Raw genomic sequence first — 21,965 nt, 5'->3', positions numbered from 1 at the left:
CACACGCCGTAGCGAGCACCCCCGTGGTTCGCCACGGCGTGTGCGAGGCCGCCCTGGATACGCAGTCAGGCGGGAAGAGAGAGTCCGGCCCGGCACTCGGGCGAACCCGCCGGGTCGAAGTGGGGGATCCGGTGCGCGGGCACGATCCCGGGAAGGAGGAGGTTCCACAGGTCGATGACCCGTGTGTGGAGGTCCTCGCGGCCGCTGCGGACGTGCGAGGTGACCTGGATCCCGGTGAACGAGCCGACCAGGAAGGTCGAGAGGTCGTACACGTCGAGCGACGGAACTATGTCGCCACGTTCCTGGGCCGGTGTCAGACAGCCGTGGCAGGTGTCGATCCAGGTGTTGTACGGGGTCGGGTCGGGGTTGGTGAAGGAGCCGAACTCGATGACCAGGCGGATGCCGGCGCGGATGCGGACGTCGGTGCGCAGCCCGAACGCCATCTGGTGGGTCAGGTCGATGACCGTCTGGAGTCCCGGGTTCTCGATGGCGGGCACGCCCTCGGAGACCTGGAACTGTTCGTCCATCAGGGTGCGGGCGAGGGCTTCCTTGGACGGGAAGTGGAAGTACAGGGCGCCCTTGGTGACTCCGGCGTGCTTGACCACGTCGCTGAGGCTGGTGCCGCCGAAGCCGGAGTGGTCGAAGGCGATCGCCGCGCCGTCCAGGATGGCCTGCCGGGTGATCTCGGCCCGTTCCTGCCTGACCCTCGCCACGTGTCCGTCTCCTGGTCGGTCGGTGTGCGGGCGGATCCCGCGGGGGGTCAATCTAGTCGGCGTCGGGTGAAGAAAACCAGTCACCCAGTACTTTTTGGTGGATGGGTGGGCGTGGGGCGTTAACGCCGTTAACGCCGTTAACGGTGGCGGACCGTTAACGCCGTTAATGGTCCCCGGGGCGGGGCGGGCGTCCCGGGTCAGGCCCAAGGGGTGCCCGCCTGCTGGTGGGTGGCGAGGTTGATGCGGTTCCAGACGTTGACCATGGAGATGGACAGGAGGAGCGCGGCGAGCTGCTGCTCGTCGTAGTGCTTGGCCGCCTCCTCATAGACGTCGTCGGGGACGGCGTTGCTGCGGTCGGCGACGCGGGTCACGGCCTCGGCGAGGGCGAGGGCGGCGCGTTCGGCGTCGGAGAAGTACGGGGTGTCGCGCCAGCCGGCGATGACGTGGATGCGGTCGTCGGTCTCGCCGTGCTTCTTGGCGATCTTGTGGTGCATGTCGAGGCACACGCCGCAGCCGTTGATCTGGCTGGCCCGTATGTGGACGAGTTCGAGGGTGCGCTCGCTGATGCCGGTGTCGGTGACGGTCTTGCCGACCGCGATGAGGGCGGCCATGGCGCCGGGGACGACGAGGGCCGGGTTTCCCATGCGTGCGTTCATTGCGATCTCCCTGGGTGGTGGCTGCGGTGCGGGGCTCCGGTGGAGCCCTTCAATGCACTGACGGAGCAGCGGGCGGGAATGTGACCGCTCCCGGGACATTTCTTTTTTCAGCGAGGCGTCGGGGTGGTTCCGGCGCCCTCGCGGGTGGTCGCGTAGGCAGGGAGGGGGAGCGTGGTGACGTCCGCGCCGGCCTTCAGCATCCGGTCGAGGATGCGGCGTCGGCTGAGCATGCCGTTGCGCAGGCGCAGGCCGAGCTTCGATGACGGGGCGAGGAAGGGGCCCGTACGGTCCCCGCTCTTCTGGCAGCCCTGGGAGTAGGCGCGGAGCAGGGATTCGTAGCGGGTGAAGGCGGCCCGGTGGTCCTCGGGCGAGCGGGAGAGCTCGCCCGCCAGGACGTACGCGGCCACGATTCCGGTGCCGGTACCCATGCCGCCGATGGTCGCGCCGCAGGCGGCGTCGCCGAGGAGGGCGATCCGGCCGGTGGACCAGGCGGGGACGTCGGCGCGGCTGATCGAGTCGAAGTAGAGGTCGTCGGCGGCGGTGAGGGAGGCGAGGAGGTGGTCCACCTGCCAGGGGAGGCCCGTGAAGCTCCGGCGGAGGAGAGCCTTCTGGGCTTCGGGGTCGTGGCGGTCGTAGGTGAGCTCAGGAGAGGCGAAGACGAAGAAGGCGCGGGCCCGGGTGGGGTCGGTGTGGTCGATGCCGACGCTCGCCAGGCGGCCGGGGGCGTTGTAGCCGATGGTGCCGGTGCCGGGGCGCAGGTCCAGGTGGTTGGGGAGGCTCCAGGTTGCGGCGTAGTGGCCGAGGTGGGTGACGTGGTCGGCCTCCGGGCCGAAGGCGAGGCGGCGGACGTTGGAGTGGAGGCCGTCGGCGCCGACGACGAGGTCGAAGGTGCGGGGCGGGGAGTTGCGGAAGGTGACGTCCACGCCGGTCGCGGTCTCGGTGAGGGAGGTGACGGAGTCTGCGAAGACGTACTCGGTGAAGGGGAGCGAGGCCTCGTAGAGGACGCGGGAGAGGTCTCCGCGCAGGACTTCGATGTCGCCGCCCGCGAACTCGGCGGGGAGGTGGAGGAGCTGCTTGCCGTCGTCGTCGACGAAGGTCATGGGGGAGCCACCGGTCTGGATGCGGCGGAGGTCTTCGAGGATGCCCATGCGGTGGAGGACGGAGAGATGGGTCTCGCCGCGGAAGTCGACGGCCTGGCCGCCGGGGCGGAGGGCGGAGGCGAGTTCAACGACGGTGGGGCGGAAGCCGTGGCGGCCGAGCCAGTGGGCGAGGGCGGGGCCGGCGATGCTCGCGCCGGAGATGAGGACGGTGCGGGCGTCGGCTGCGGGCTGGTGCGGGGGCTGGTGCTGGCGCATGGGACTCCATCGGTTAACTGTGTCCGGCGGACACGGAAGCGATACCGTGTACGGTAGACGCAGTTTTGGTGCGAGCACAAGGGGATCCGATGACGAACGACCAGTGGGGCGCGGCCGTGCGGTTGTTGTGGGGGCCGCCGGCCAAGCCCGCGCGGGGGCCGAAGCGGGGGCTCACGCTGGAGGGGATCGCTCTGGCGGGCATCGGGATCGCCGACGCGGAGGGGCTGGGCGCGGCCTCGATGCAGCGGGTGGCCGGGGAGTTGGCGGTCACGAAAATGGCGCTGTACCGGTATGTGCCGGGCAAGGCGGAGCTGGTCGCGCTGATGGTGGAGAGCGCGATGCCGGTGCCTGCGGCGCTGGGTACGGGTGCGGGTGCGGAACCCGCGGGCGGGGGGTGGCGGGAGCGGTTGGAGGCGTGGGCGCGTGAGTTGCTCGGGGGGTTCCGGCGGCATCCGTGGATGCTGGAGGCGACGGTCGGGGTGCGGGTGATGGGACCGCGGGAGCTGGGGTGGATGGAGCGGGCGCTCGCGGCGCTGGACGGGTGTGGGCTGACCGGTGCCGAGGCGATGGACGCGGTCGTGTTGCTGGCCGGGCACGTACGGGGGATCGCGGAGCAGGAGCGGGCGGCCGGTGCGGGTGGCGGGGACGGTGCGGGGGAGGGGCCCGATGCGCAGCTCGCGGGGATGCTGGGTGAGGTGATGCGGACGCACGGGGCGGAGTTCCCGGCGCTCGGAGCGGCGTTGGCCTCGGCGGCGGAGCATGGGGGGCGGGACCAGGCGCTGGAGTTCGGGCTGGAGCGGATCCTGGACGGGCTCGGGCTGCTGGTTGCCCGGCGGGCGGGTGGGGCGCAGGGCTGAGGGGGCGTTAACGGCGTTAACGCCGTTAACGGTGGCCGGGCGGAGCATCGGGTGAGCGGGTTGGCATTAACGGCGTTAACGGTCCCTGGCCGTCGGGCGAGCGTTAACGGCGTTAACGGCGTTAACGGTCCCGGCTCGTTCGGGCGAGGGGTGGTGGGGTGTGCGGCGGCAGCGTTAACGGCGTTAACGCCGTTAACGGCGGCGCGGGTGGAGCATCGGGTGGGCGGGGCGGCATTAACGGCGTTAACGGTCCCTGGTCGTTCGGGCGGCAGCGTTAACGGCATTAACGCCGTTAACGCCGTCGAGGGGTGCGGCCTAGCATGGCCGGTCTATGGGTGATCTTGGAGAAGGGCTGCGCGGGTTTCGGCTCGATGTGGCGCAGGCGGAGCTGGACGACCTCGACGAGCGGCTTCGTCGGGTGCGGTGGCCCGATGAGCTGCCCGGGGTGGGGTGGGCGTACGGGATGCCGCTCGGTGAAGTACGGGAGCTCGTACGGTATTGGCGCGAGGAGTACGACTGGCGTGCGGCCGAGGCACGGTTGAACGACTGGCCGCAGTTCACCACGGTCATCGACGGGGCTCGGGTGCACTTCGCGCATCTGCGTTCCCCCGAGCCGGATGCCAGGCCGCTGCTGATGACCCACGGCTGGCCGGGGTCCTTCGTGGAGTTCCAGCGGGTCGCGGGCCCGCTCACCGATCCGCGGGCGCACGGCGGTGACCCGGCCGACGCCTTCCACCTGGTGCTGCCGAGCATCCCCGGGTTCGGGCTGTCCGGGCCGACGACCGAGGCGGGCTGGGAGTTCAAGCGGGTCGCTCGGGCCTTCGGGGTGCTGATGGAGCGGCTCGGGTACGAGGCGTACGGGGTCCAGGGCGGCGACTGGGGGGCCGCCGTTTCGAGGGAGCTGGGGCGGTTGCGGCCCGGCAACGTGGTCGGGGTGCACCTGAACCTGCTGCCGGGGGGCGGGGCCACCGCCGAGCCGCGGCCCGAGGAGCTGGCCGCGCTGAGTCCCGCCGAGCGGGAGCGGACGCTGGCCTCCTGGGAGCGGTACCGGGTGTGGGCGCGCGAGCGGCAGGGGTACGCCGACATCCAGGCGACGCGGCCGCAGACCCTCGCGTACGGACTCAACGACTCGCCCGTCGGGCTGCTGGCCTGGATCGGTGAGAAGTTCGCCGAGTGGAGCGATGCCAGGTGTCCGATCGACCGGGACCAGATGCTCACCAATGTGATGCTCTACTGGCTGACCGGGACGGCCGGTTCCGCCGCGCGGATCTACTACGAGCGGGCGCACGCGGACTACGCAGGGCAGCCGCCGGAGGTGTCGGGGACGCCGACGGCCCTCGCCGACTTCCCACGGGACAACTTCATCCCGCTGAGGCACGTGGCCGCGCGTACCGATCGGGTCGTGCGCTGGACCTCGTACGACCGGGGCGGGCACTTCCCCGCCATGGAGGTGCCGGAACTGCTGGTGGCGGACGTACGGGAGTTCTTCCGGCAGCTCGGATGAGCCCCGCGGGCCGCTGTCCGGCATCATCACCCGATGATCGACGAACAGCGGACCCGGCCCGTACTGGTGGGCGACGAGCGCGCCACCTTGACCAGCATCCTGCAGTGGCAGCGCGACACCCTGATGATGAAGTGCGCGGGGCTGACCGCCGAGCAGCTCAGTCGGAAGGCGGTGGCGCCGTCCGGGCTGAGCCTGCTCGGGCTGGTGCGGCATCTGGCGGAGGTGGAGCGCGGGTGGTTCCGCAACGTCCTCGGCGGCGAGGACGTGCGCGGCTACTTCCCGAGGAACGAGGCCGGGGAGTGGACGGAGTTCCACGTGGAGGACGCGGATCCGGCGGAGTCGTTCAGGATCTGGGAGGAGACCTGCGCGCGCTCGCGGGCGATCGTGGAGGCCGCCGAGTCCCTGGACGTGACGGGGCACTTCGGCGACCAGCCGTATTCGCTGCACTACATCCTGGCCCACATGATCGAGGAGTACGCCCGGCACAACGGGCACGCGGACCTGCTGCGCGAGGCGATCGACGGGGCGACGGGGGAGTGAGGCCACGGAAGAGGGAGCACCCCGTCCGCTAGGCCGTGGTCGTGCCCGCGCGGTCCACGGCGTCCAGGGCGAGCTGCCACGGGAAGTGCGGGGACTCGTCCTGGCCGGCCGGGCCGGGTACGAAGCCGCCCTCGCCGTAGAGCAGTTCGACTCCGGTGCCGCGCAGGACGGCCAGGGACTGCTCGAACGCGGGGTGCGCGGCCAGGGCGGCATTGGTGCAGGGCATGGCGACGACGGGGGTGCCCTTGCCGATCGCCTCGGCGGCGACGCCGACGACGAACCGGTCGGTGAGGCCGAGGGCCCAGGCGTTGACCGAGTTGAAGGTGGCCGGGGCGAAGAGCAGGGCGTCGGCCGGCGGCCATACGTCGGGCTCGCCGGGCAACTTGTACTGCCAGCGGACGGGGTGGCCGGTCAGGGCGGCCAGCCCGTCGAGGCTCACGGCCAGCCAGTGCGCCGCGCTGGGAGTCAGCCCCAGGCACACGTCCCAGCCGCGGGTCTGGGCGTCCTCGATCGCATGGGCCACGTCGAAGACGGGCGGCGCGGCGGAGCAGAGCAGGTACAGAGTCCTCGTGGTCATGTCGCCATATGATCACACGCCTTGACCTCAACCATGCTTGAGGGAGCAGGGTTGGGTCCATGGGCACGGAATTCACGGCGGAAGCCGCAGCAGTCGAGGCGATCGCGCAGGTCGTCGCCACCGTCGAGCGCACGCAGCAGGCCAAGGACGCGGAGGGGTTCCTCGCCCTCTTCCATCCGGACGCGCTGTGGACCACCGCGCACGGGAAGGTCCTCATCGGCTTCGACGCGATCGCCGAGTTCACGCGGGCGGTGCTGCCGGCGGCGAATTGGGACGGCAAGGTCACCTACGAGGTGGTGCACACGCAGTTCCTGCGGCCGGACGTGGCGGCGGTCAAGGTGCGCCAGCGCTACCACGGAGCGGACGGCGACCACGGCGAGGGCGCTCCGCTGTACGTGATGACCCGGGAGCCGGACGGACGCTGGCTGCTGACGGCCTGCCAGAACACCCAGGTGGTGGCGGACCCCGCGTAGGGACTAGGGGAGGGTCTCCAGGAACGTGGAGACCAAGGCGTGCAGGGCCGTCGGGTCGTCGAGGTGGACGTCGTGGCCGGTGGCCGGGACGGAGGCAGCTGTGGTGGGCGCGCTCGCGCGGCGGAGCATCCGCGTCGACTCGGCCGGCGGGATGATGCCGCGTTCGCCGAGGACGAGCAGGGTGGGGCAGGTGACCCGCTCCCACTCCGGCCACCACGCACGGGTCGTGTTCTCGGTGATCGCGCAGACCATGACGTCCCGGTCGAAACGCGGGTACCAGCCGTCCGGCCGCTGTTCCAGGCCCGCGGCCCAGGCGTCGCTGCCCAGGAACTCCCGGGCCGCCGCGAGCGAGGGGAACGGCAGCGGCCAGGAGTCGAGCAGGTCGCCGATCTCCTGCGGGGTGCCGGGGTCGGCGGCGGCTGCGCCCGCCTCCACCAGGACCACGCCGCGGACCAGGTCCGGGTGGGCGGCCGCCGTCAGCATGGCGGTGTGGCCCCCGAGTGACTGGCCGACCAGGACCGGGCGGTCCAGCCCCAGTTGTGCGATGACGGCGACCACGTCCGCGACGTAGGCCGCGCGGGAGACGTCCGCCGGGCGGCGTTCGGAGGCGCCGTGGCCGCGCTGGTCGACGGCCACGACCCGGCGGCCGGGGGCGAGGGCGGCCGCGAGTGCGTCCCATTCGCCCGCGTGACCCGCGAGTCCGTGGAGCAGGACGACGGGGGTGCCGGGGCCGCCGCTGTCGAGGCAGTTGAGGCGTACGTCGTCCCGGGTGACGGTGCGTTCGGTCCACATCATCCGATGATCATCCGACTTTTCTTCGCGGTGGGCGATGAGTTTCGGTCGGGGTCCGTGTCTACCTCTGTGACCGAGGAGAAGAGATATGTGGACGGCGTCCACAATCTCGGTTAGGCCGCGGAACGTCCGATGTGGACGCCGTATACATACAAGGGGAATCGCCATGCGCAAGGTCATCGCCTCCGTGTTCATCTCGCTCGACGGCGTCATCGAGAACCCGAGCTGGTCCATGCCGTTCTGGAACGAGGCGGCGGAGAAGTTCGCGGGCGAGCAGCTCGCGGCCAGCGACGCCCTGCTGCTGGGCCGGATCACCTACGAAGGCATGGCGCCGGCCTGGACCGCCCGCGCCGAGGGCGCCGACGCCGGCACCGAGCGGATGAACGCCATGCCGAAGTACGTCGCCACCAGCACCCTCGACACCCCCGAGTGGAACGCCACCTTCCTGACGGGCGACCTCGCCGACGAGGTCGCGGCGCTCAAGCGCCAGGACGGCGGTGACCTCCTGGTCTACGGCAGCGGGCAGCTCGTCAACGCCCTGCTCGCCCATGACCTCATCGACGAACTGCGGCTGTGGACCCTCCCGGTGGTGGTGGGGAAGGGCAAGAAGCTCTTCGGGGAGGACTCCCCGGTCAAGACCTTCCGGCTGGTCGGGACCACCGACCTCGGCAGCGGCGCGCAGGTCCACGCGTACGCCCCCGCCACGCCGTCCGCCTGAGAGCGCGGCCGGAAGCGGCCGTCCGGACGACATCCGCGCATCCGCGCATCCGCACACAGAGACGGGAAACCACGACATGACCGAGCCGGTGAAGGGTCCCGCCAGCTACTTCCCTTCGATCGAGAAGAAGTACGGCCGTCCGATCGCGGAATGGAAGGACCTCATCAGGTCCTCGCCCCTGACCAAGCACATGGAGCTCGTCTCCTGGCTCAAGGCCGAACACGGGCTGGGGCACGGCCACGCCAACGCCCTCGTCGCGCACACCCTCGCCGAGACGGGCGATTAGACGCACGCGTATGCAGGTGAGCTCTTCAGCTATGTTCCGTCTCGTGTTGCGGGGCTTGACTGTACTCATGACGCAGACGACGAAGAACCCCACGCAGACCACCCTCGTCATCGGGGGCACCGGAAAGACCGGCCGGCGCGTCGCCGAGAAGCTCGCCGCACTGGGCCGCCCGGTCCGGGTCGGATCCCGCCACGGAGAGCCGGCCTTCGACTGGAACGAACCTGCCACCTGGCTCCCCGCGCTGGAGGCAGTGGACCGGGTGTACGTCACCTACTACCCCGACCTGGCCTTCCCCGGCGCCGTCGAGCAGGTCGGCGCCTTCGCCCAGCTGGCCGTGGCCGTCGGCGCGCGGCGCCTGGTGCTGCTGTCCGGGCGCGGCGAGGAAGCGGCGCAGCGCAGTGAGGAGGCGCTGAAGGCCTCCGGCGCCGACTGGACCGTCGTCAGGTCCAGCTGGTTCAACCAGAACTTCGACGAGAGCTTCTTCCTGGAGCCCGTACTGGCCGGCGAGATCGCCCTGCCCACGGCGGACGCCGTCGAGGCCTTCGTCGACACCGACGACGTCGCCGACGTGGTGGTCGCCGCCCTGACCGACGACCGGCACATCGGCAAGACCTACGAGCTGTCCGGCCCGCGCTTGCTCAGCTTCTCCGACGTCGCGGCCGAACTGTCGAAGGTGACCGGGCGCGAGATCGCGTACGTGCCGGTCTCGGACGCGGACTACCGCGCGGTGCTGCGGGAGAACGACCTGCCGGAGGACTTCGCCGAGCTGTTCACCCTGATCCTCGACGGGCGCAACGCGCACCTGGTGCACGGGGTCGAGGAGGTACTGGGCCGTCCGCCCCGGGACTTCGCCGACTTCGCCCGCGAGGCGGCGGCGACCGGCGTCTGGGACCCGCTGTCCTGACGGAGAAGGGAGGATGGCCGCATGGACACGCTGACCGGTCTCCTCGAAGGCCCCAAGGCCCGGAGCGCCTTCCTCCTCAAGTCCGTTCTCAACCCGCCGTGGTCCGTGCGCATCGAGGACCGCGCCCCGCTGTCGGTGGTGACGATGGTGCACGGCTCGGCGTGGCTGCTGCCCGACGAGGGGGAACGGGTGCGGATCAGCCCCGGGGACGTGGCCGTCGTACGGGGGCCCGAGCCGTACACGGTTGCCGACTCCCCGGACACCCCGGTGCAGATCACGGTCGGGCCGGACCAGCGGTGCAGCACGGAGGAGGGCGTGGACGTCACCGACTCCATGGCGCTGGGCGTCCGTACCTGGGGCGCTGCCTCCCAGGACGCCGGGTCGGCGGTGATGCTGAGCGGCACCTACCAGGCGCCGAGCGAGCTGGGCCGCAGGCTGCTGGGCGCGCTGCCCACGATCCTGGTCCGGTCGGCGGGGGTCGCGGACGCCACGCTCATCACCCTGCTCGCCTCAGAGATCTCCCGGGACGAGCCGGGCCAGGAGGTCGTCCTGGACCGGCTGCTGGACCTGCTGCTGATCGGCGTACTGCGCACCTGGCTGGCGGCCCCCGGCTCGGGTGCCCCGGCCTGGTACCGGGCGCAGAGCGATCCCGTGGTCGGCCCGGCGCTGCGGATGCTGCACGAGAACCCGGCGCACGGCTGGACGGTGGAGGAACTGGCCCTCAAGGTCGGTGTCTCCCGGGCCTCGCTGGCCCGGCGCTTCACGGAGGTCGTCGGCGAGCCGCCGGTCGGCTATCTGACCGGCTGGCGGCTCGCCCTGGCAGCCGACCTGCTGCGCGAGCCGGACGCCACGGTCGAGACGGTGGCCAGGCGGGTCGGCTACAGCAGCGCCTTCGCCCTGTCCACGGCGTTCAAACGGGTACGGGGAGTCAGTCCCCGGCAGTTCCGCTCGGGGGCGGTCCCGCCGTCGGCGGCGCCGATGCCTGCGGGGCCGCCGCGCACGGTGGTGCTCACGTAGTGCGCGTCCCGGCCGGCGCGTCCAGGGTCAGGACGCCGACCGGCTGGTCACCGCTGAGTTCGCCGGTGGGGCGGAAGCCCAGGCCCAGGTAGAAGGGCTCGGGGCTGCCCTCGCCGGCGTGCCAGCAGACGTACGCCGGGCCGAGGCCGCGGCGGCGGATCTCCTCGACGACGGCGTCGACCGCGAAGCGGCCGTAGCCCTTGCCCTGCCGGCCGGCGGAGATGTTCAGGCGCCAGATGCCGGAGCGGCGGCCGGTCGGGTCCTTCGCCGGGTCCCAGACGATGTCCAGGAAGGCCATGACGAAGCCGACCACCTCGTCGCCGTCGACGATGGCCCGGGGCCAGGCGACGTCGCCGTGGACGTACGCCTCTGCCAGGGACTTCATCACCGGGGAGACGAGGTGCCCCTGGTCGGGGCGGACCTGTACCGCGCAGACCGCGTCGAAATTCTCGGCGTTGACGGGTTCCAGGCGGAGAGAAGAGCTGATCATGTGGTCAGCGTAGGACCTGCCGGGTGCACCGCGAAGGTCGGCCGGATGTTCGCCGTTTCGATCCTTCGAACCTTCGAACCTTCAGACAAGGAAGCATCATGAGCCCCAGTCCGATCGCCGGGAGCACCCGGAACGCCACCGCTCTGGTCATCGTCTCGACGGTCCTCGTCGGCCTGATGGCCGGGCTGTTCCTCGCCTTCGACCTCTCGGTGATGCCGGGCCTGGCGGCCGGCGACGAGGGGACCTACGTGACCGCGATGCGGAACTTCAACGCCGCCATCGACGGGAACGCCCTCTTCGGCGCGGTCTTCCTGCTCGCCCTGGCGGCCCCCGTCGCGTCGGCGGTCGTCGAGTACCGCGCGGGACGGCGCGGGACCGCCCTGTGGGCGGCGGTGGCCGCCTCGGCGTACCTGGTCGCCCTCGTCATCACCTTCACCGTGAACATCCCGCTCAACAACGAGCTCGCCGGCGGGGGACCGGTGGCGGGCATGACGGACTTCTCGATCGTGGAGAAGTTCAAGACCACCTGGGTCGCCACGAACATCGTCCGCACGCTGCTCTGCACGGCGGCCCTCGTCGCGCTCGCCCGCACCCTGGTCCACTACGGGCGCGCCACCGCCGCGGTGTCCCACCGGCCTTCCTGACGTCCTAACTGCCCTGACCGTGCAGGACCAGCGCCCAGGCGAGCAGTGCGAACGCCACCGTGCACAGCACCGTCCGCCACACGTTGGCCCGTACCCAGGGCTGCTCGAAGGCGCTGCGGACGGCGGCCGGGTCGGGGATCCGGTCGACCGGTCCGGCCTTCTCCAGGGCGTTGTTCAGCGGGATGTTCACCCTGGCGGTGAGCCCCAGCGCGAGCACGTAGCAGACGAACGCGCCGATCAGCTGGGGCAGTGCCGCGCGGCCGTCGGACGGCACGGACAGCGCCAGCGCCAGACCGGTGAAGACGAGGGCGCCGAGGTAGCCCAGCATGAACCAGCCGTTGAGGATGGCCACGTTGATGCGCTGCATCACCTCGATGACCGTCCGGTCGCCGGTGCGCCGCAGGCCCGGCATCACGGATACGGAGAACCCGTAGAAGAGGCCGCTGACCAGGCCCGTGGTGATGGTCGCTGCGAGCAAGGACATGAACCGTGCCGTTTCCACGTCGGTCTCCCCCGAGGTCGGCGAACCTGTCAAGTCCCGCCGATCATAGGGGGAGAACGGTCGTAGGCTGGCTGAAGCGTGCGGGCAGTCCGGGCGCTTACGGGCGTGTACGGGGCGCAAGGGCCGTACGGCCATCCGGGAAGGGGAGCTGGCGAACCAATGCTGACCGCGCTCGACGGGGTGTACGGGGACCGGCCGGACGCCGTCACCGTCGCCGGCCGTTCCACTTCCTACGAGGACCTGCTCGGCGCAGCCGGCGCGGTCGCGGCCGACATCGCAGGGGCGCCCGCCTTCGCGGTGACCGCGACGGCCTCCCTGGAGACCGTGGCCGCGGTGGTCGGCGGGCTGCTGGCCGGGGTGGCCTGCGTACCGCTGCCGCCCGACGCGGGGCCCGCCGAGCGCGAGCACATCCTGCGGGACTCCGGGGCGGCCCCGGTCGAGGTGGACTTCGCCCGGCGCTCCTCCACCTGGCCGGGGAAGGCCGCGGTGCCCGAGGACCCGGCGCTGATCCTGTACACGTCCGGCACCACGGGCGCTCCCAAGGGCGTGGTGCTCAGCGGCGCGGCGATCGCCGCCGACCTGGACGCGCTGGCCGAGGCCTGGCAGTGGACCGCCGAGGACACCCTGGTGCACGGCCTGCCGCTGTTCCACGTGCACGGGCTCGTGCTCGGTGTGCTCGGCGCCCTGCGCACGGGCAGCCCCCTCGTGCACACCGGGCGGCCCACGCCGGAGGCCTACGCCGGGGCGGGCGGCAGCCTGTACTTCGGGGTGCCGACCGTGTGGTCCCGTATCGCCCGCGAACCGCAGGCCGCTGCCGCGCTGACCGGGGCCCGGCTGCTGGTGTCCGGGAGCGCCGCCCTGCCCGCGCCGGTCTTCCGGGACCTGGAACGGCTCACCGGACACCGGCCCGTCGAGCGGTACGGGATGACCGAGACCCTGATCACCATCAGCGGCCGCGCCGGCGGCGAGGTCCGCCCCGGTACGGTCGGCACCGCGCTGCCCGGCATCCGTACGCGCGTGGCCGCCGAGCCGGGCGCCGAGATCGGGGAACTCCAGCTCACCGGACCCACGTTGTTCTCGGGGTACCTGGGCCGACCGGAGGCCACCGCCGCCGCGTACACCGAGGACGGCTGGTTCCGCACGGGCGACATCGCCGCCGTCGACGAGTCGGACGGCGTCCACCGGATCGTGGGCCGCGCCTCCATCGACATGATCAAGTCGGGCGGCTACCGGATCGGCGCGGGCGAGATCGAGAACGCGCTGCTGGACCATCCCAAGGTGAGCGAGGCGGCGGTGGTCGGCGTCCCGGACGCGGACCTCGGCCAGCGGATCGTCGCCTTCGTCGTCGCCGAGGGGGTCACCGGCGCCGAGCTCACCGACTTCGTCGCCGCGCACCTTTCGGTGCACAAGCGCCCGCGCGAGGTCCGCTTCGTCGCCGCCGTGCCGCGCAACGCCATGGGCAAGCCCCAGAAGAAGCTGCTGCTGGCGGACGAGCCCGGAGAGCCGGGGGAGGGGCGATGACGCGCGGCCTCACGGCGGGTGTCCGGCCCGACCCCTGGTTGCGGCGCTTCCACCCCGCGCCGGCGGGACCCGCCCCCGTGCTGGTGGTGCTGCCGCACGCGGGTGGGAACGCCTCCTTCTACTTCCCCTGGTCCCAGGCCCTCGCCGCGCACGCCGAGGTGCTGACGGTGCAGTACCCGGGCCGTCACGACCGGTTCGGGGAACCCGTGCCGGACACGATCGACGCGCTGGTCGAGGGGGTGCGGGCGGCGCTGCGGCCCTGGAGGGACCGGCCGTTGGTGCTCTTCGGGCACAGCATGGGAGCGGTGGTCGCCTTCGAGCTGGCGCGGCGGCTGGAGGCGGCCGGGGGACCGGACGGCGAATCCGGCGGTGGCCCGGCGAGGGGCGGGCTGCGCGGGCTGATCCTGTCCGGGCGGCGGTCCCCGCTGACCCACCGCGAGGAGGAACACCACCACACGCGGGGCGACGAGGCGCTGCTCGCCCAGCTCGGCGCGCTGGCCGGCACCGACCCGCGGCTGCTGGCGGACGAGGGGCTGCGGGCACTGATCCTGCCGGCGCTGCGCGGGGACTACCGGACCGTCGAGACGTACCGCTACGAGCCCGGGCCGGTGCTGCGCGTTCCGGTGAGTGTGCTGACCGGCGAGGCGGACCCGCGGGTGAGTCCGTCCGAGGCCATGGCCTGGCGGGAGCTGACCGACGGTGCGTTCACCTTCCGTGGATTTCCCGGCGGGCACTTCTACCTGACCGACCACCAGGAGGCCGTGGCATGGGCCATCGCGGAGGACCTGGTGTCCTTCGGGGCGGCCGTTCGCTGAGTGGCCGAACGGCGTCAGCGGCCGTCGCGCACCAGGTGGCGGGCCAGTACCTCCAGTGCCTCGGTGACCTCGGGCAGCCGCTGCGCCTCCGTCTCGCCCAAGACCCGCACGAGGGCCTCCTCGACCTTGGAGGAGCCGGCGGCCCGTACGGCGGCCACGCGCGCGGAGACCGCGGGGGCCTGGCGGACCAGCGTGCGGCGGCGGTCGGCGGGGTCGGGCGCCGTCTCGACGGACCCGGCCTCGCGCAGGCGGGCGACGGCGCCCGAGACCTGACTCTGCGGCAGGCCCGTGCGCAGGGCGGTCTCGCCCACGGTGGTGTCCGGGTGCGTGGCGATGTCGCCCGCCACGATCACCACGGCGCGGGTGCTGCCGGCGTACTGGCCGGAGCCGCCCGGGGGTTCGGGCAGGGCCTCTTCGCCGAGCTTCATCAGGGCCCGGCCGAGCAGGAACAGTTCGATGCCATCCACCCCGACAAGGTACATCAGCGAAGATGTATCGCTGGAGATACATCTTTCTTGATGTATCTGTTTCGATGGATTAGGCTGGTCGCAGAGCAGCGGACGAAGGGTCCGCGCCGGCCGTACGAAGGAGTTCGCCATGTCCGCAGCCGTTACCGCCGCCGCCCTCCCGGTTCCCGGGGCGACGCTGCACTACCGACTTCAGGGCTCCGGCCCGCTGCTGCTCATCTCGCAGAGCGGTGAGGGCGACGCGGACCGCACGGTGGACATGGTTCCGCACCTCACCGACGCCTACACCGTCCTGACCTACGACCGGCGCGGTCTCTCGCGGAGCCGGGCGGATGAGCCCGGGCGGACCACGACGCTCGCCGAGCACGCCGAAGACGTGCACCACCTGCTGCGAGCCGTCACCGACGAGCCGGTCCTGATGCTCGGCTGCAGCCTGGGCGCGGTGATAGGCCTCCACCTGGCGGCCAGGCACCCGGAGCAGGTCGCCGCCCTGGTCGCCCACGAGCCGGTCGCCCCGAGGCTGCTCCCTGCGGCCGCCCGCGCCCACCACGAGGCGGAGCTCGCCGCCCTCCAGGCCACCTACCGGACGGGCGGACTGTCCGCGGCCTTCCCGGAGATGGCCCGGGTGCTCGGCATAGACCTCTCCCGGCGGGACGCGGAGCCCGGTCTCACCGCCCAGCCCCTGGACGACCGGCGGCGCGCCAACTTCGGCTACTTCATCGAGCACGACTTCTCGGCGATCATCCACGACACCCTCGACCCGGCCGAGCTCACCCGCACCACGACCCGGATCCTCCCGGCGCTGGGCGCGACCACCGCGGCGACCGTCTTCGACCACCAGTGCGCCACAGCTCTGGCGGACCTGCTGGACACCGAGATACACACCTTCCCCGGCGGACACAATGGCAACACCACCCACCCGAGGGCCTACGCGGCCACGCTTCGGGCCGTGCTCGAAACCGTGTGAGGGGTGGTTGCCCGGCTCTGCCGCTCTGAGCAGGAAGGGGGTAATTCCCCGCCGGTCACCGGCGCGCCGATGAGTTTGCCCGGCCCGGTCGGTCTCATCGTTGTCGACAACGCGGGAGGAAGCACGTGGAACAGCTGCTGAGAGTCCAGAACTTCAGCGTCTCGAGTGACGGATTCGGGGCCGGCGAGCACCAGAGCCTGGAGAGACCGTTCGGCGACGCCGATCCCGGGGACCTGTTCGCCTGGGCCGGCGCCACGGCGAGCTGGCCCATGCGCACCGACCCCGGGGGGAGTCGCGGCCTCGACGACTACTTCACGCGGGATTTCGCACGCAACATCGGCGCCGAGATCATGGGCCGCAACAAGTTCGGACCTCAGCGCGGGCCCTGGCACGACCATGACTGGCGCGGCTGGTGGGGTGACGAGCCGCCGTTCCACACCCCGGTGTTCGTCATGACCCACCACAAGCGTCCCTCGTTCACGCTCTCCGACACCACGTTCCACTTCGTCGACGGCGACCCGGCCACGGTGCTCGGACAAGCGCGGGACGCGGCGCAGGGCAAGGACGTACGACTCGGCGGCGGGGCCACCACGATCCGGGAGTTTCTCGACGCCGGCCTCGTCGACACCATGCATGTGGCGGTCTCGCAGGTGCGGATCGGAGCCGGAGTGCGACTCTGGGAGTCACCCGAGGAGCTGCTCGACCGGTTCCACCTCGATGTCGTGCCCAGCCCGAGTGGTGTGACGCACCACCTGTTCTGGCGAAGATGACACGAGGGTGCAGTCGGCGGACCTCCCCGGTCAGAGCGCTAGCGGGTGGTCCAGCCGCCGTCCACCGCCAGGGTCGTCCCCACGACGAATGACGCGCGGTCGCTGCACAGCCAGGCGGCGGCCTCCGCGATCTCGTGGGGGTCGGCGATGTGCGGGAGCAGTGCCGAGTCGAGGAGCACCTTCTCCATCTCGGGGTGCCGGCCGAGCCAGTCGTCGACCATCTCGCTGCGGGTCGAGCCGGGCGCGATGGCGTTGACCCGGATGCCGTGGGCGGCGTACTCGGCCGCGGCCGCCTTGGTCAGACCGATCACCGCGTGCTTCGAGGCGATGTAGACCGAGGACACGGGGGTGGCGACCAGCCCGCCGGTGCTGCTGTTGTTGACGATGGCACCGCCGCGGCCGATCATCGCCTTCACCTGGGCGCGCATGCAGTTCCACACGCCGCGCACATTGGTGTCCATGACGGAGTCGTAGACGTCCTCGTCCAGCAGGTGCATGGGCTTGGGCTCCGTGCCGACGCCCGCGTTGTTGAAGGCGGCGTCCAGGGCTCCGTACGTGTCGACGGCGGCGGAGACGGCGCCGGCCATGGCTGCGGGGTCCGTCACGTCGGCGACGACGTACTGGGCCCGGTGTCCCGCGGCCACGAGTTCGGCGGTGAGCTCGGCCAACGGGCGCTCCCGGCGGGCGACCAGCGTGACGGCGGCCCCCTCACGGCAGAAGACCCGGGCGGCGGCAGAGCCGATGCCCGCGCTGGCGCCTGTGATCAGAGTCGACTTTCCCTCAAGGAGGCCTCTACCAGCAGTCATGGTGTACGACAGTATCAGCACCGTTTTCTCATGATCGTTTTGGCAAGGCTCGGGTGAGAGGCAGTAGTTGACCACCGAACGGATACTCGTGACCGGAGCCACCGGCTTCGTCGGCTCCCACGTCGTGAAGCGGCTGCTGGCCGAGACCCGGCGGGGTGCGTCCCCCGCGTCGCTGCGGCTGCTGACCCACCGGACGTCGGCGCCCGCCGAGTGGGCCGGCGCTGAGGTCGCCGGGGGAAGCCTCACCGACCCCGCGTCCCTGCGCGGGATCTGCGACGGCGTCACGACCGTGCTGCATCTCGCGGCGCGGATCGGGGGCACCGAGGAGGAGTGCCGCGAGGTCAACGCCGAGGGCACCCGGGCGCTGCTGGCCGAGGCCCGGCGGGCGGGTGTGGGGCGGGTCGTGCAGCTCGGCACCGCCGCCGTCTACAAGGACGTCGCCCACAGGGGCGAGGCCGAGGGCGTGCTCACCGAGGCGCCCACGTCGCCTACCAGCGTCACCCGGCTGGAGGGGGAGCGGCTCGTGCTCGCCGCGGGCGGGACCGTGCTGCGTCCGCACTTGATCTACGGCGACGGCGACACGTGGATGATCCCGGCCCTGGTCCAGCTGCTGGACAAGCTGCCGTACTGGCTGGACGGCGGTCGTGCGCGGATCTCCCTGGTGTCGGTGGACGCCCTGGCCGGGGCGTTGGCGGCGCTCGTCCGGCTGCCTGTCGGCGCCGTCGGCGGGCAGGTGCTGCACGCGAGCCACCCGGAGCCGGTCTCCGCGCGCGAGCTGGTCACGACGGTGACCCGGGAGCTGGGGCTGGAGGCGCCGCGCGGGGAACTCACCGTCGCTCAGGCGCTGGAACTGCTCGGCGCGGCCGACGACCCGGTCACCCGACGCCGCATCTCGCTGCTGGCCGTGGACCACTGGTACGACAGCACGCGCCTGTGGTCCCTCGTCCCGGCCGAACCCGGGCCGGTCTTCGCCGAGGCGTTCGCGCGCCACGCTCCCTGGTACCGGGCACTGCTGAGCCGCTGATCCCCGCACAGCGGCTCAGCAGCGCCCGACGGCAAGGGCCGGCGCGGTGTCACACCCGGCGTCGGCCGCCGTGCTCCGCACCGACGGTGCCCGTGACGGTCGCCGCGAATATCTTGCGGCCGTCCTGGTGGCCGGTCACCTCCACCATGCGGACCCCGGAACCTTCGGCGGCCGGGATCTCCCGGGCGTCGATCCAGCAGGGGGCGTCGAGTTCGGCGTAGCTGTGGAACGCGGTCTCGATGCCCGACGGGGTGAAGGCGGCGTCGGGCAGCAGGCTGTAGGCGGCCTGGCGGGCGGCTTCGACCAGGACCATGCCCGGGTGGTGGTCATTGGCGTGCTCGAAGAGGATCGGGTGGCCCAGGTCGGGGTTCAGCAGCCAGCGGTCCGGCCGGTCCGACGGGGCGAGCACGACGTCGAACGGCAGCAGCCGTCCCGCGGTCGCCGCGGGGACCGGGGTCTCGCGGGCCAGCGGTTCGAGCAGGGCGCCGGGGCCGCGCTCACCGCGGACCCTGCGGTACACCGCCGGGGGGACGCAGCTGAAGAGCGCCGTCCCCGAGGCCGCGACCTCGCCGTTGCGGCGGATGGTCACGCGCAGGAAGCCGGAGAACCTGTTGCCCTTCCAGGCGAAGTCCGTGCAGGTCGCGATGAGTTCGAGTTCGGTGGGGCTGGAGCCGATGTGCAGCTGGGAGAGGTCGGACTCGAAGCCGAGGGTCCACAGCAGCACGTTGTGCCCCAGCGGGACCCCGTACTCCGCGTGGCAGAGGAAGAGGCCGACCTGGCGGATCGTTTCCCCGGCCTGGACCGGGTCGTGGCTGGTGCCGTCGGCGCTGGTGAAGAACGTGTGGGCACGGGGCCACTGGCCGGTGAGCGAGAAGACGTTGTCGTCGATCTTCGTGCAGCCGGTCAGGAAGACCTCCGCGAGGGAGCTGCGGTGCACGTACTCCCTCGGGACGGTGGTGGTCAGTTGGGGAAGTTCGTTACAGCGCGTCCATGGTGCTCCGGCGGTCTGGTCGGCCAGCACGGGGGCGTTCTTCTGGAACGTCAGCAGGGTCATGGACCTCTCCACAGAGCCGGGTTGACGGATGGGATGAGCACTCCCAAACGCAAGATACGTACTCTCCGGTTTTGTTTGCAAGGTGGTACTTGGGATCGTCCGTCGCACACGTCACCCCGGTTAGGGGTGGAACAGGGGTGTACCGATCGCCCCGATCCAGCCCCCACCAGGGAAGTCACCGTCGGATCACGCTGCGTGGAGATCGCTGGCTCCACCCCAAGTGGGAACTGGTATTCCGGTCGGAAGGCGAGCGTGTCGCAGGGGAGGGATTGCGCCGTCGGCTGCTTTCGGTACCCCTCTCGGCGGGGCTCGCGGCCTGCAGGGAGCCCGCTTGGCGGTGTGGTCGTGGAGGTGCCACACTTGGGCCCGCCACCGGGTGTATACGAACCGGACAGGCGGTTTTGAAAATGCGGAGTCGAGGCCACTCGACTCCCGGACCGCCGACCCCAGGAGGCACCGCAATGCTTCGTCAATGCCCTTTCGCCATCGACCCGTCGGGCCGCGACATCCACGCCGAGGCCGCACGGCTGCGGGAGTTGGGTCCGGCGGTCAGGGTGACCCTTCCGGGCGGGGTGCAGGGGTGGGCCGTGGCCGGCCACCACGCGCTCAGGAAACTGCTCGCCGATCCGCGCGTCTCGAAGGACGCCTACCGGCACTGGCCCGCCTGGATCAGCGGAGAGGTCGGCCCCGAGTGGCCGCTGGCGATCTGGGTGTCGGTGCAGAACATGATCACCGCGCACGGAGCCGAGCACACCCGGCTGCGCCGGATGGCGCTGAAGGCGTTCACGCTGCGCCGGGTCGCCGCGATGCGCCCGCGGATCGACGAGGTCGTCGCCGAGGTCCTGGACGAACTCGCCCGATGGTCCGGGGACGAGCCGGTCGACCTGCGGGCCCACTTCGCGCACGAGGTCCCCACGCGCATCATGTTCGAGCTCTTCGGCATCCCCGAGTGGGCGCGGGCCAGGCTCTACAAGATCATCAGTGGCTTCTTCGACACCGCGATATCGGCCGAGGACGCGCACCGCAACGGGGTCGACCTCTACGAGACCATGGGCAAGCTGGTCTCCCACAAGCGCGCCCACCCCGCGGAAGACCTGACCAGCGGTCTGATCGCCGCCCGGGACGACGAGGACGGCGCCCAGCTGACGGAGAAGGAGCTCGTCGACAACCTGATCCTGCTCTTCACCGCGGGCTACGAGACCTCGGTGAACCTGATCTCCAGCGCGGTGCACGAACTGCTGGCGCACCCGTCCCAGCTGGAACTGATCCGGTCGGGACTGGCCTCGTGGGAGGACGCGGTCGAGGAGACGCTGCGCAGGCAGCCGCCCGCCGCCAACGCCATCCTGCGGTACGCCGTCGAGGACATCGACGTCGAGGGAACGGTGATCCCCAAGGGCGACCCGATCATCGTCTCCCTGGCCTCGGCCGGGCGTGACCCGCAGGTCCACGGCGCCGACGCGGACGACTTCGACATCACCCGGGCCACCCGCAGCGACCACATGGCGTTCGGGTTCGGGCCCCACTACTGCATGGGCGCGACGCTGTCCCGACTGGAGGCAGCGGTGGCCGTTTCCGCTCTCTTCGGCCGCTTTCCCGGGATGTCCCTCGCCGTCCCGCCGCAGGGGCTGGGGCGCGTGGAGTCGTTCATCTCGAACGGACTTCGGGAACTGCCCGTACGGCTCGGGCCGGACACTGTACAGGAATCCGAGGTCCAACACTCGTGACTTTGTGCTTGATAAAGTAAGGACCTTCTGGTTGGTTTTATATGGGAGATGGATCCTGTACGGGACCGTTCCGCAGGGACGCACGGACATTCGGAGGCACTGTGGCACGGCAGGAGCGTGCGGTACGTACGCGTCGCGCGATCTTGGAAGCGGCCGCGGCGGTCTTCGACGAACGTGGATACGAGGCCGCGACGATCGCGGACATCCTGTCCAGGGCGGGTGTCACCAAGGGCGCGCTGTACTTCCACTTCTCGTCGAAACAGGAGCTGGCCCAGGGCGTACTGGACGAGCAGTTCGCCGAGGGCGGCGTGCCGCCCCGCGAGAGCAAGCTGCAGGAGCTGTTCGACGTCGCCCTGGTCCTCGCGCACCGGATGAAGTACCAGCCCATGCTCAGCGCCGGTGCCCGGCTCTCGCTGGGACCGGACATGCGCGAGATCTTCGGCGGCGGGTCGGTGCCCGGATGGATCCAGTTCACCGAGGAACGCCTCGCCCAGGCCAAGGCGCAGGGTGAACTGCTGCCGCACGTGGACCCGGCGGAGACGGCTTGGATCATCTCGGCCTGCTGGACCGGGGCGCAGGTCTACTCGCAGACCCTCACCGACCGCGAGGACATCGAGTACCGCATCTCGGGTGTCTACCAGCACCTTTACCCCAGCATCGCGACGCCCGCCGTGCTGGCCCGCCTCGACATGGCCGCGGACCGCGGCGCCCGGGTCGTGGCGGAGATCGAGGCGCTGGAGTCCGCGGAGCCGCGGGAGCCGGCCCTCCCCTGACACAGCTCGCACGAGT

At 71.3% G+C, this 21,965-nt stretch carries 26 protein-coding genes; 16 read left to right on the top strand and 10 right to left on the bottom strand.

The features are described from left to right. Positions 1 to 65: 65 nt before the first annotated feature. From OG737_RS35105 to OG737_RS35095, 3 genes are all read right to left on the bottom strand, one after another. Positions 66 to 713, bottom strand: coding sequence for a ScbR family autoregulator-binding transcription factor (locus tag OG737_RS35105; protein ID WP_331723545.1), 648 nt, complete (start codon positions 711 to 713; stop codon positions 66 to 68). Positions 714 to 910: 197 nt separating this feature from the next. Continuing rightward, positions 911 to 1,369, bottom strand: a complete 459-nt coding sequence (locus OG737_RS35100; protein WP_328930769.1) for a carboxymuconolactone decarboxylase family protein — start codon at positions 1,367 to 1,369, stop codon at positions 911 to 913. A gap of 107 nt (positions 1,370 to 1,476) precedes the next feature. Beyond that, positions 1,477 to 2,724: an FAD-dependent monooxygenase gene (locus OG737_RS35095; protein ID WP_328930768.1), complete on the bottom strand. Its 1,248-nt coding sequence runs from the start codon at positions 2,722 to 2,724 to the stop codon at positions 1,477 to 1,479. 89 nt (positions 2,725 to 2,813) lie between these two features. On the opposite strand from OG737_RS35095, the gene OG737_RS35090 reads away from it, so the two are divergent. From OG737_RS35090 to OG737_RS35080, 3 genes are all read left to right on the top strand, one after another. Then, positions 2,814 to 3,581, top strand: coding sequence for a TetR/AcrR family transcriptional regulator C-terminal domain-containing protein (locus OG737_RS35090; RefSeq protein WP_328930767.1), 768 nt, complete (start codon positions 2,814 to 2,816; stop codon positions 3,579 to 3,581). Between the two features lie 331 nt (positions 3,582 to 3,912). Beyond that, positions 3,913 to 5,085 (top strand): epoxide hydrolase family protein, encoded by a 1,173-nt coding sequence (locus OG737_RS35085; RefSeq protein WP_328930766.1) that lies wholly within the window; start codon positions 3,913 to 3,915, stop codon positions 5,083 to 5,085. 33 nt (positions 5,086 to 5,118) lie between these two features. Then, positions 5,119 to 5,625, top strand: coding sequence for a DinB family protein (locus OG737_RS35080; RefSeq protein ID WP_331723544.1), 507 nt, complete (start codon positions 5,119 to 5,121; stop codon positions 5,623 to 5,625). Positions 5,626 to 5,653: 28 nt separating this feature from the next. Here OG737_RS35080 and OG737_RS35075 read toward each other — a convergent pair whose 3' ends face one another. After that, complete coding sequence (locus OG737_RS35075; RefSeq protein WP_328930765.1) at positions 5,654 to 6,202, bottom strand: flavoprotein; 549 nt, start codon at positions 6,200 to 6,202, stop codon at positions 5,654 to 5,656. Between the two features lie 59 nt (positions 6,203 to 6,261). Between OG737_RS35075 and OG737_RS35070 the strand changes: the two genes are divergently transcribed. Continuing rightward, the gene (locus tag OG737_RS35070; protein ID WP_328930764.1) at positions 6,262 to 6,675 is read left to right on the top strand and encodes an SgcJ/EcaC family oxidoreductase; all 414 of its coding nucleotides are present in this window, start codon (positions 6,262 to 6,264) and stop codon (positions 6,673 to 6,675) included. A 3-nt stretch (positions 6,676 to 6,678) separates the two neighbouring features. Here OG737_RS35070 and OG737_RS35065 read toward each other — a convergent pair whose 3' ends face one another. Beyond that, the gene (locus OG737_RS35065) at positions 6,679 to 7,470 is read right to left on the bottom strand and encodes an alpha/beta hydrolase (protein ID WP_331723543.1); all 792 of its coding nucleotides are present in this window, start codon (positions 7,468 to 7,470) and stop codon (positions 6,679 to 6,681) included. Between the two features lie 163 nt (positions 7,471 to 7,633). Between OG737_RS35065 and OG737_RS35060 the strand changes: the two genes are divergently transcribed. The 4 genes from OG737_RS35060 (at position 7,634) to OG737_RS35045 (ending at position 10,392) form a co-directional block, all read left to right on the top strand. Beyond that, the gene (locus tag OG737_RS35060) at positions 7,634 to 8,185 is read left to right on the top strand and encodes a dihydrofolate reductase family protein (RefSeq protein WP_331723542.1); all 552 of its coding nucleotides are present in this window, start codon (positions 7,634 to 7,636) and stop codon (positions 8,183 to 8,185) included. Between the two features lie 76 nt (positions 8,186 to 8,261). Next, positions 8,262 to 8,471 (top strand): DUF4287 domain-containing protein, encoded by a 210-nt coding sequence (locus OG737_RS35055; protein ID WP_328930761.1) that lies wholly within the window; start codon positions 8,262 to 8,264, stop codon positions 8,469 to 8,471. A gap of 67 nt (positions 8,472 to 8,538) precedes the next feature. Continuing rightward, positions 8,539 to 9,375 carry an NmrA family NAD(P)-binding protein gene (locus OG737_RS35050; RefSeq protein WP_328930760.1) on the top strand — a complete coding sequence of 279 codons (837 nt, stop codon included), beginning with the start codon at positions 8,539 to 8,541 and terminating at the stop codon, positions 9,373 to 9,375. A 21-nt stretch (positions 9,376 to 9,396) separates the two neighbouring features. Then, on the top strand, positions 9,397 to 10,392 hold the full coding sequence (locus OG737_RS35045) for an AraC family transcriptional regulator (RefSeq protein WP_328930759.1): 996 nt from the start codon (positions 9,397 to 9,399) through the stop codon (positions 10,390 to 10,392). On the opposite strand, the gene OG737_RS35040 is transcribed toward OG737_RS35045, so the two are convergent. After that, positions 10,385 to 10,882, bottom strand: a complete 498-nt coding sequence (locus OG737_RS35040) for a GNAT family N-acetyltransferase (protein WP_328930758.1) — start codon at positions 10,880 to 10,882, stop codon at positions 10,385 to 10,387. The genes OG737_RS35045 and OG737_RS35040 overlap by 8 nt on opposite strands. Positions 10,883 to 10,980: 98 nt before the next feature. Here OG737_RS35040 and OG737_RS35035 point away from each other — a divergent pair, with 98 nt between their 5' ends. Continuing rightward, complete coding sequence (locus tag OG737_RS35035) at positions 10,981 to 11,526, top strand: DUF1772 domain-containing protein (RefSeq protein ID WP_328930757.1); 546 nt, start codon at positions 10,981 to 10,983, stop codon at positions 11,524 to 11,526. Positions 11,527 to 11,530: 4 nt separating this feature from the next. Here the strand turns inward: OG737_RS35035 and OG737_RS35030 are convergent, their stop codons facing one another. Continuing rightward, a complete protein-coding gene (locus tag OG737_RS35030; RefSeq protein WP_328930756.1) occupies positions 11,531 to 12,010 on the bottom strand; it encodes an anthrone oxygenase family protein in 480 nt (159 codons plus the stop codon). Between the two features lie 177 nt (positions 12,011 to 12,187). On the opposite strand from OG737_RS35030, the gene OG737_RS35025 reads away from it, so the two are divergent. Next, positions 12,188 to 13,549 (top strand): AMP-binding protein, encoded by a 1,362-nt coding sequence (locus tag OG737_RS35025; RefSeq protein ID WP_331723541.1) that lies wholly within the window; start codon positions 12,188 to 12,190, stop codon positions 13,547 to 13,549. Next, positions 13,546 to 14,364: an alpha/beta fold hydrolase gene (locus tag OG737_RS35020; protein WP_331723540.1), complete on the top strand. Its 819-nt coding sequence runs from the start codon at positions 13,546 to 13,548 to the stop codon at positions 14,362 to 14,364. Before OG737_RS35025 ends, OG737_RS35020 begins: the two co-directional genes overlap by 4 nt. Before the next feature lie 14 nt (positions 14,365 to 14,378). Here the strand turns inward: OG737_RS35020 and OG737_RS35015 are convergent, their stop codons facing one another. Next, positions 14,379 to 14,831 (bottom strand): helix-turn-helix domain-containing protein, encoded by a 453-nt coding sequence (locus tag OG737_RS35015; RefSeq protein ID WP_328930753.1) that lies wholly within the window; start codon positions 14,829 to 14,831, stop codon positions 14,379 to 14,381. A 130-nt stretch (positions 14,832 to 14,961) separates the two neighbouring features. On the opposite strand from OG737_RS35015, the gene OG737_RS35010 reads away from it, so the two are divergent. Further along, positions 14,962 to 15,798 carry an alpha/beta hydrolase gene (locus tag OG737_RS35010; protein ID WP_331723539.1) on the top strand — a complete coding sequence of 279 codons (837 nt, stop codon included), beginning with the start codon at positions 14,962 to 14,964 and terminating at the stop codon, positions 15,796 to 15,798. 125 nt (positions 15,799 to 15,923) lie between these two features. Next, positions 15,924 to 16,568, top strand: coding sequence for a dihydrofolate reductase family protein (locus OG737_RS35005; protein ID WP_328930751.1), 645 nt, complete (start codon positions 15,924 to 15,926; stop codon positions 16,566 to 16,568). A gap of 38 nt (positions 16,569 to 16,606) precedes the next feature. On the opposite strand, the gene OG737_RS35000 is transcribed toward OG737_RS35005, so the two are convergent. After that, complete coding sequence (locus OG737_RS35000; protein ID WP_331723549.1) at positions 16,607 to 17,374, bottom strand: glucose 1-dehydrogenase; 768 nt, start codon at positions 17,372 to 17,374, stop codon at positions 16,607 to 16,609. 88 nt (positions 17,375 to 17,462) lie between these two features. Here OG737_RS35000 and OG737_RS34995 point away from each other — a divergent pair, with 88 nt between their 5' ends. Beyond that, positions 17,463 to 18,398 carry an NAD-dependent epimerase/dehydratase family protein gene (locus OG737_RS34995; protein ID WP_328930749.1) on the top strand — a complete coding sequence of 312 codons (936 nt, stop codon included), beginning with the start codon at positions 17,463 to 17,465 and terminating at the stop codon, positions 18,396 to 18,398. 49 nt (positions 18,399 to 18,447) lie between these two features. On the opposite strand, the gene OG737_RS34990 is transcribed toward OG737_RS34995, so the two are convergent. After that, a complete protein-coding gene (locus OG737_RS34990; protein WP_328930748.1) occupies positions 18,448 to 19,452 on the bottom strand; it encodes a ScbA/BarX family gamma-butyrolactone biosynthesis protein in 1,005 nt (334 codons plus the stop codon). 461 nt (positions 19,453 to 19,913) lie between these two features. Here OG737_RS34990 and OG737_RS34985 point away from each other — a divergent pair, with 461 nt between their 5' ends. Together OG737_RS34985 and OG737_RS34980 are read left to right on the top strand one after the other, a co-directional pair. Then, the gene (locus tag OG737_RS34985) at positions 19,914 to 21,176 is read left to right on the top strand and encodes a cytochrome P450 (RefSeq protein ID WP_331723538.1); all 1,263 of its coding nucleotides are present in this window, start codon (positions 19,914 to 19,916) and stop codon (positions 21,174 to 21,176) included. Positions 21,177 to 21,277: 101 nt separating this feature from the next. After that, on the top strand, positions 21,278 to 21,949 hold the full coding sequence (locus OG737_RS34980; RefSeq protein ID WP_331723537.1) for a ScbR family autoregulator-binding transcription factor: 672 nt from the start codon (positions 21,278 to 21,280) through the stop codon (positions 21,947 to 21,949). Positions 21,950 to 21,965 lie beyond the last annotated feature (16 nt).

This window comes from Streptomyces sp. NBC_00122 (assembly GCF_045160845.1).
Taxonomy (GTDB): domain Bacteria; phylum Actinomycetota; class Actinomycetes; order Streptomycetales; family Streptomycetaceae; genus Streptomyces.
Note: the sequence above shows the minus strand (reverse complement) of the source record. Positions and strands in the feature narration are given on the sequence as shown.

Bases quoted from the DNA above. Each gene is read 5' to 3' on its own strand.
- OG737_RS35100 (WP_328930769.1), bottom strand. From the start codon at position 1,369: ATGAACGCACGCATGGGAAACCCGGCCCTCGTCGTCCCCGGCGCCATG.
- OG737_RS35095 (WP_328930768.1), bottom strand. From the start codon at position 2,724: ATGCGCCAGCACCAGCCCCCGCACCAGCCCGCAGCCGACGCCCGCACC.
- OG737_RS35090 (WP_328930767.1), top strand. From the start codon at position 2,814: ATGACGAACGACCAGTGGGGCGCGGCCGTGCGGTTGTTGTGGGGGCCG.
- OG737_RS35085 (WP_328930766.1), top strand. From the start codon at position 3,913: ATGGGTGATCTTGGAGAAGGGCTGCGCGGGTTTCGGCTCGATGTGGCG.
- OG737_RS35080 (WP_331723544.1), top strand. From the start codon at position 5,119: ATGATCGACGAACAGCGGACCCGGCCCGTACTGGTGGGCGACGAGCGC.
- OG737_RS35075 (WP_328930765.1), bottom strand. From the start codon at position 6,202: ATGACCACGAGGACTCTGTACCTGCTCTGCTCCGCCGCGCCGCCCGTC.
- OG737_RS35070 (WP_328930764.1), top strand. From the start codon at position 6,262: ATGGGCACGGAATTCACGGCGGAAGCCGCAGCAGTCGAGGCGATCGCG.
- OG737_RS35065 (WP_331723543.1), bottom strand. From the start codon at position 7,470: ATGATGTGGACCGAACGCACCGTCACCCGGGACGACGTACGCCTCAAC.
- OG737_RS35060 (WP_331723542.1), top strand. From the start codon at position 7,634: ATGCGCAAGGTCATCGCCTCCGTGTTCATCTCGCTCGACGGCGTCATC.
- OG737_RS35055 (WP_328930761.1), top strand. From the start codon at position 8,262: ATGACCGAGCCGGTGAAGGGTCCCGCCAGCTACTTCCCTTCGATCGAG.
- OG737_RS35050 (WP_328930760.1), top strand. From the start codon at position 8,539: ATGACGCAGACGACGAAGAACCCCACGCAGACCACCCTCGTCATCGGG.
- OG737_RS35045 (WP_328930759.1), top strand. From the start codon at position 9,397: ATGGACACGCTGACCGGTCTCCTCGAAGGCCCCAAGGCCCGGAGCGCC.
- OG737_RS35040 (WP_328930758.1), bottom strand. From the start codon at position 10,882: ATGATCAGCTCTTCTCTCCGCCTGGAACCCGTCAACGCCGAGAATTTC.
- OG737_RS35035 (WP_328930757.1), top strand. From the start codon at position 10,981: ATGAGCCCCAGTCCGATCGCCGGGAGCACCCGGAACGCCACCGCTCTG.
- OG737_RS35030 (WP_328930756.1), bottom strand. From the start codon at position 12,010: ATGTCCTTGCTCGCAGCGACCATCACCACGGGCCTGGTCAGCGGCCTC.
- OG737_RS35025 (WP_331723541.1), top strand. From the start codon at position 12,188: ATGCTGACCGCGCTCGACGGGGTGTACGGGGACCGGCCGGACGCCGTC.
- OG737_RS35020 (WP_331723540.1), top strand. From the start codon at position 13,546: ATGACGCGCGGCCTCACGGCGGGTGTCCGGCCCGACCCCTGGTTGCGG.
- OG737_RS35010 (WP_331723539.1), top strand. From the start codon at position 14,962: ATGTCCGCAGCCGTTACCGCCGCCGCCCTCCCGGTTCCCGGGGCGACG.
- OG737_RS35000 (WP_331723549.1), bottom strand. From the start codon at position 17,374: ATGACTGCTGGTAGAGGCCTCCTTGAGGGAAAGTCGACTCTGATCACA.
- OG737_RS34990 (WP_328930748.1), bottom strand. From the start codon at position 19,452: ATGACCCTGCTGACGTTCCAGAAGAACGCCCCCGTGCTGGCCGACCAG.
- OG737_RS34985 (WP_331723538.1), top strand. From the start codon at position 19,914: ATGCTTCGTCAATGCCCTTTCGCCATCGACCCGTCGGGCCGCGACATC.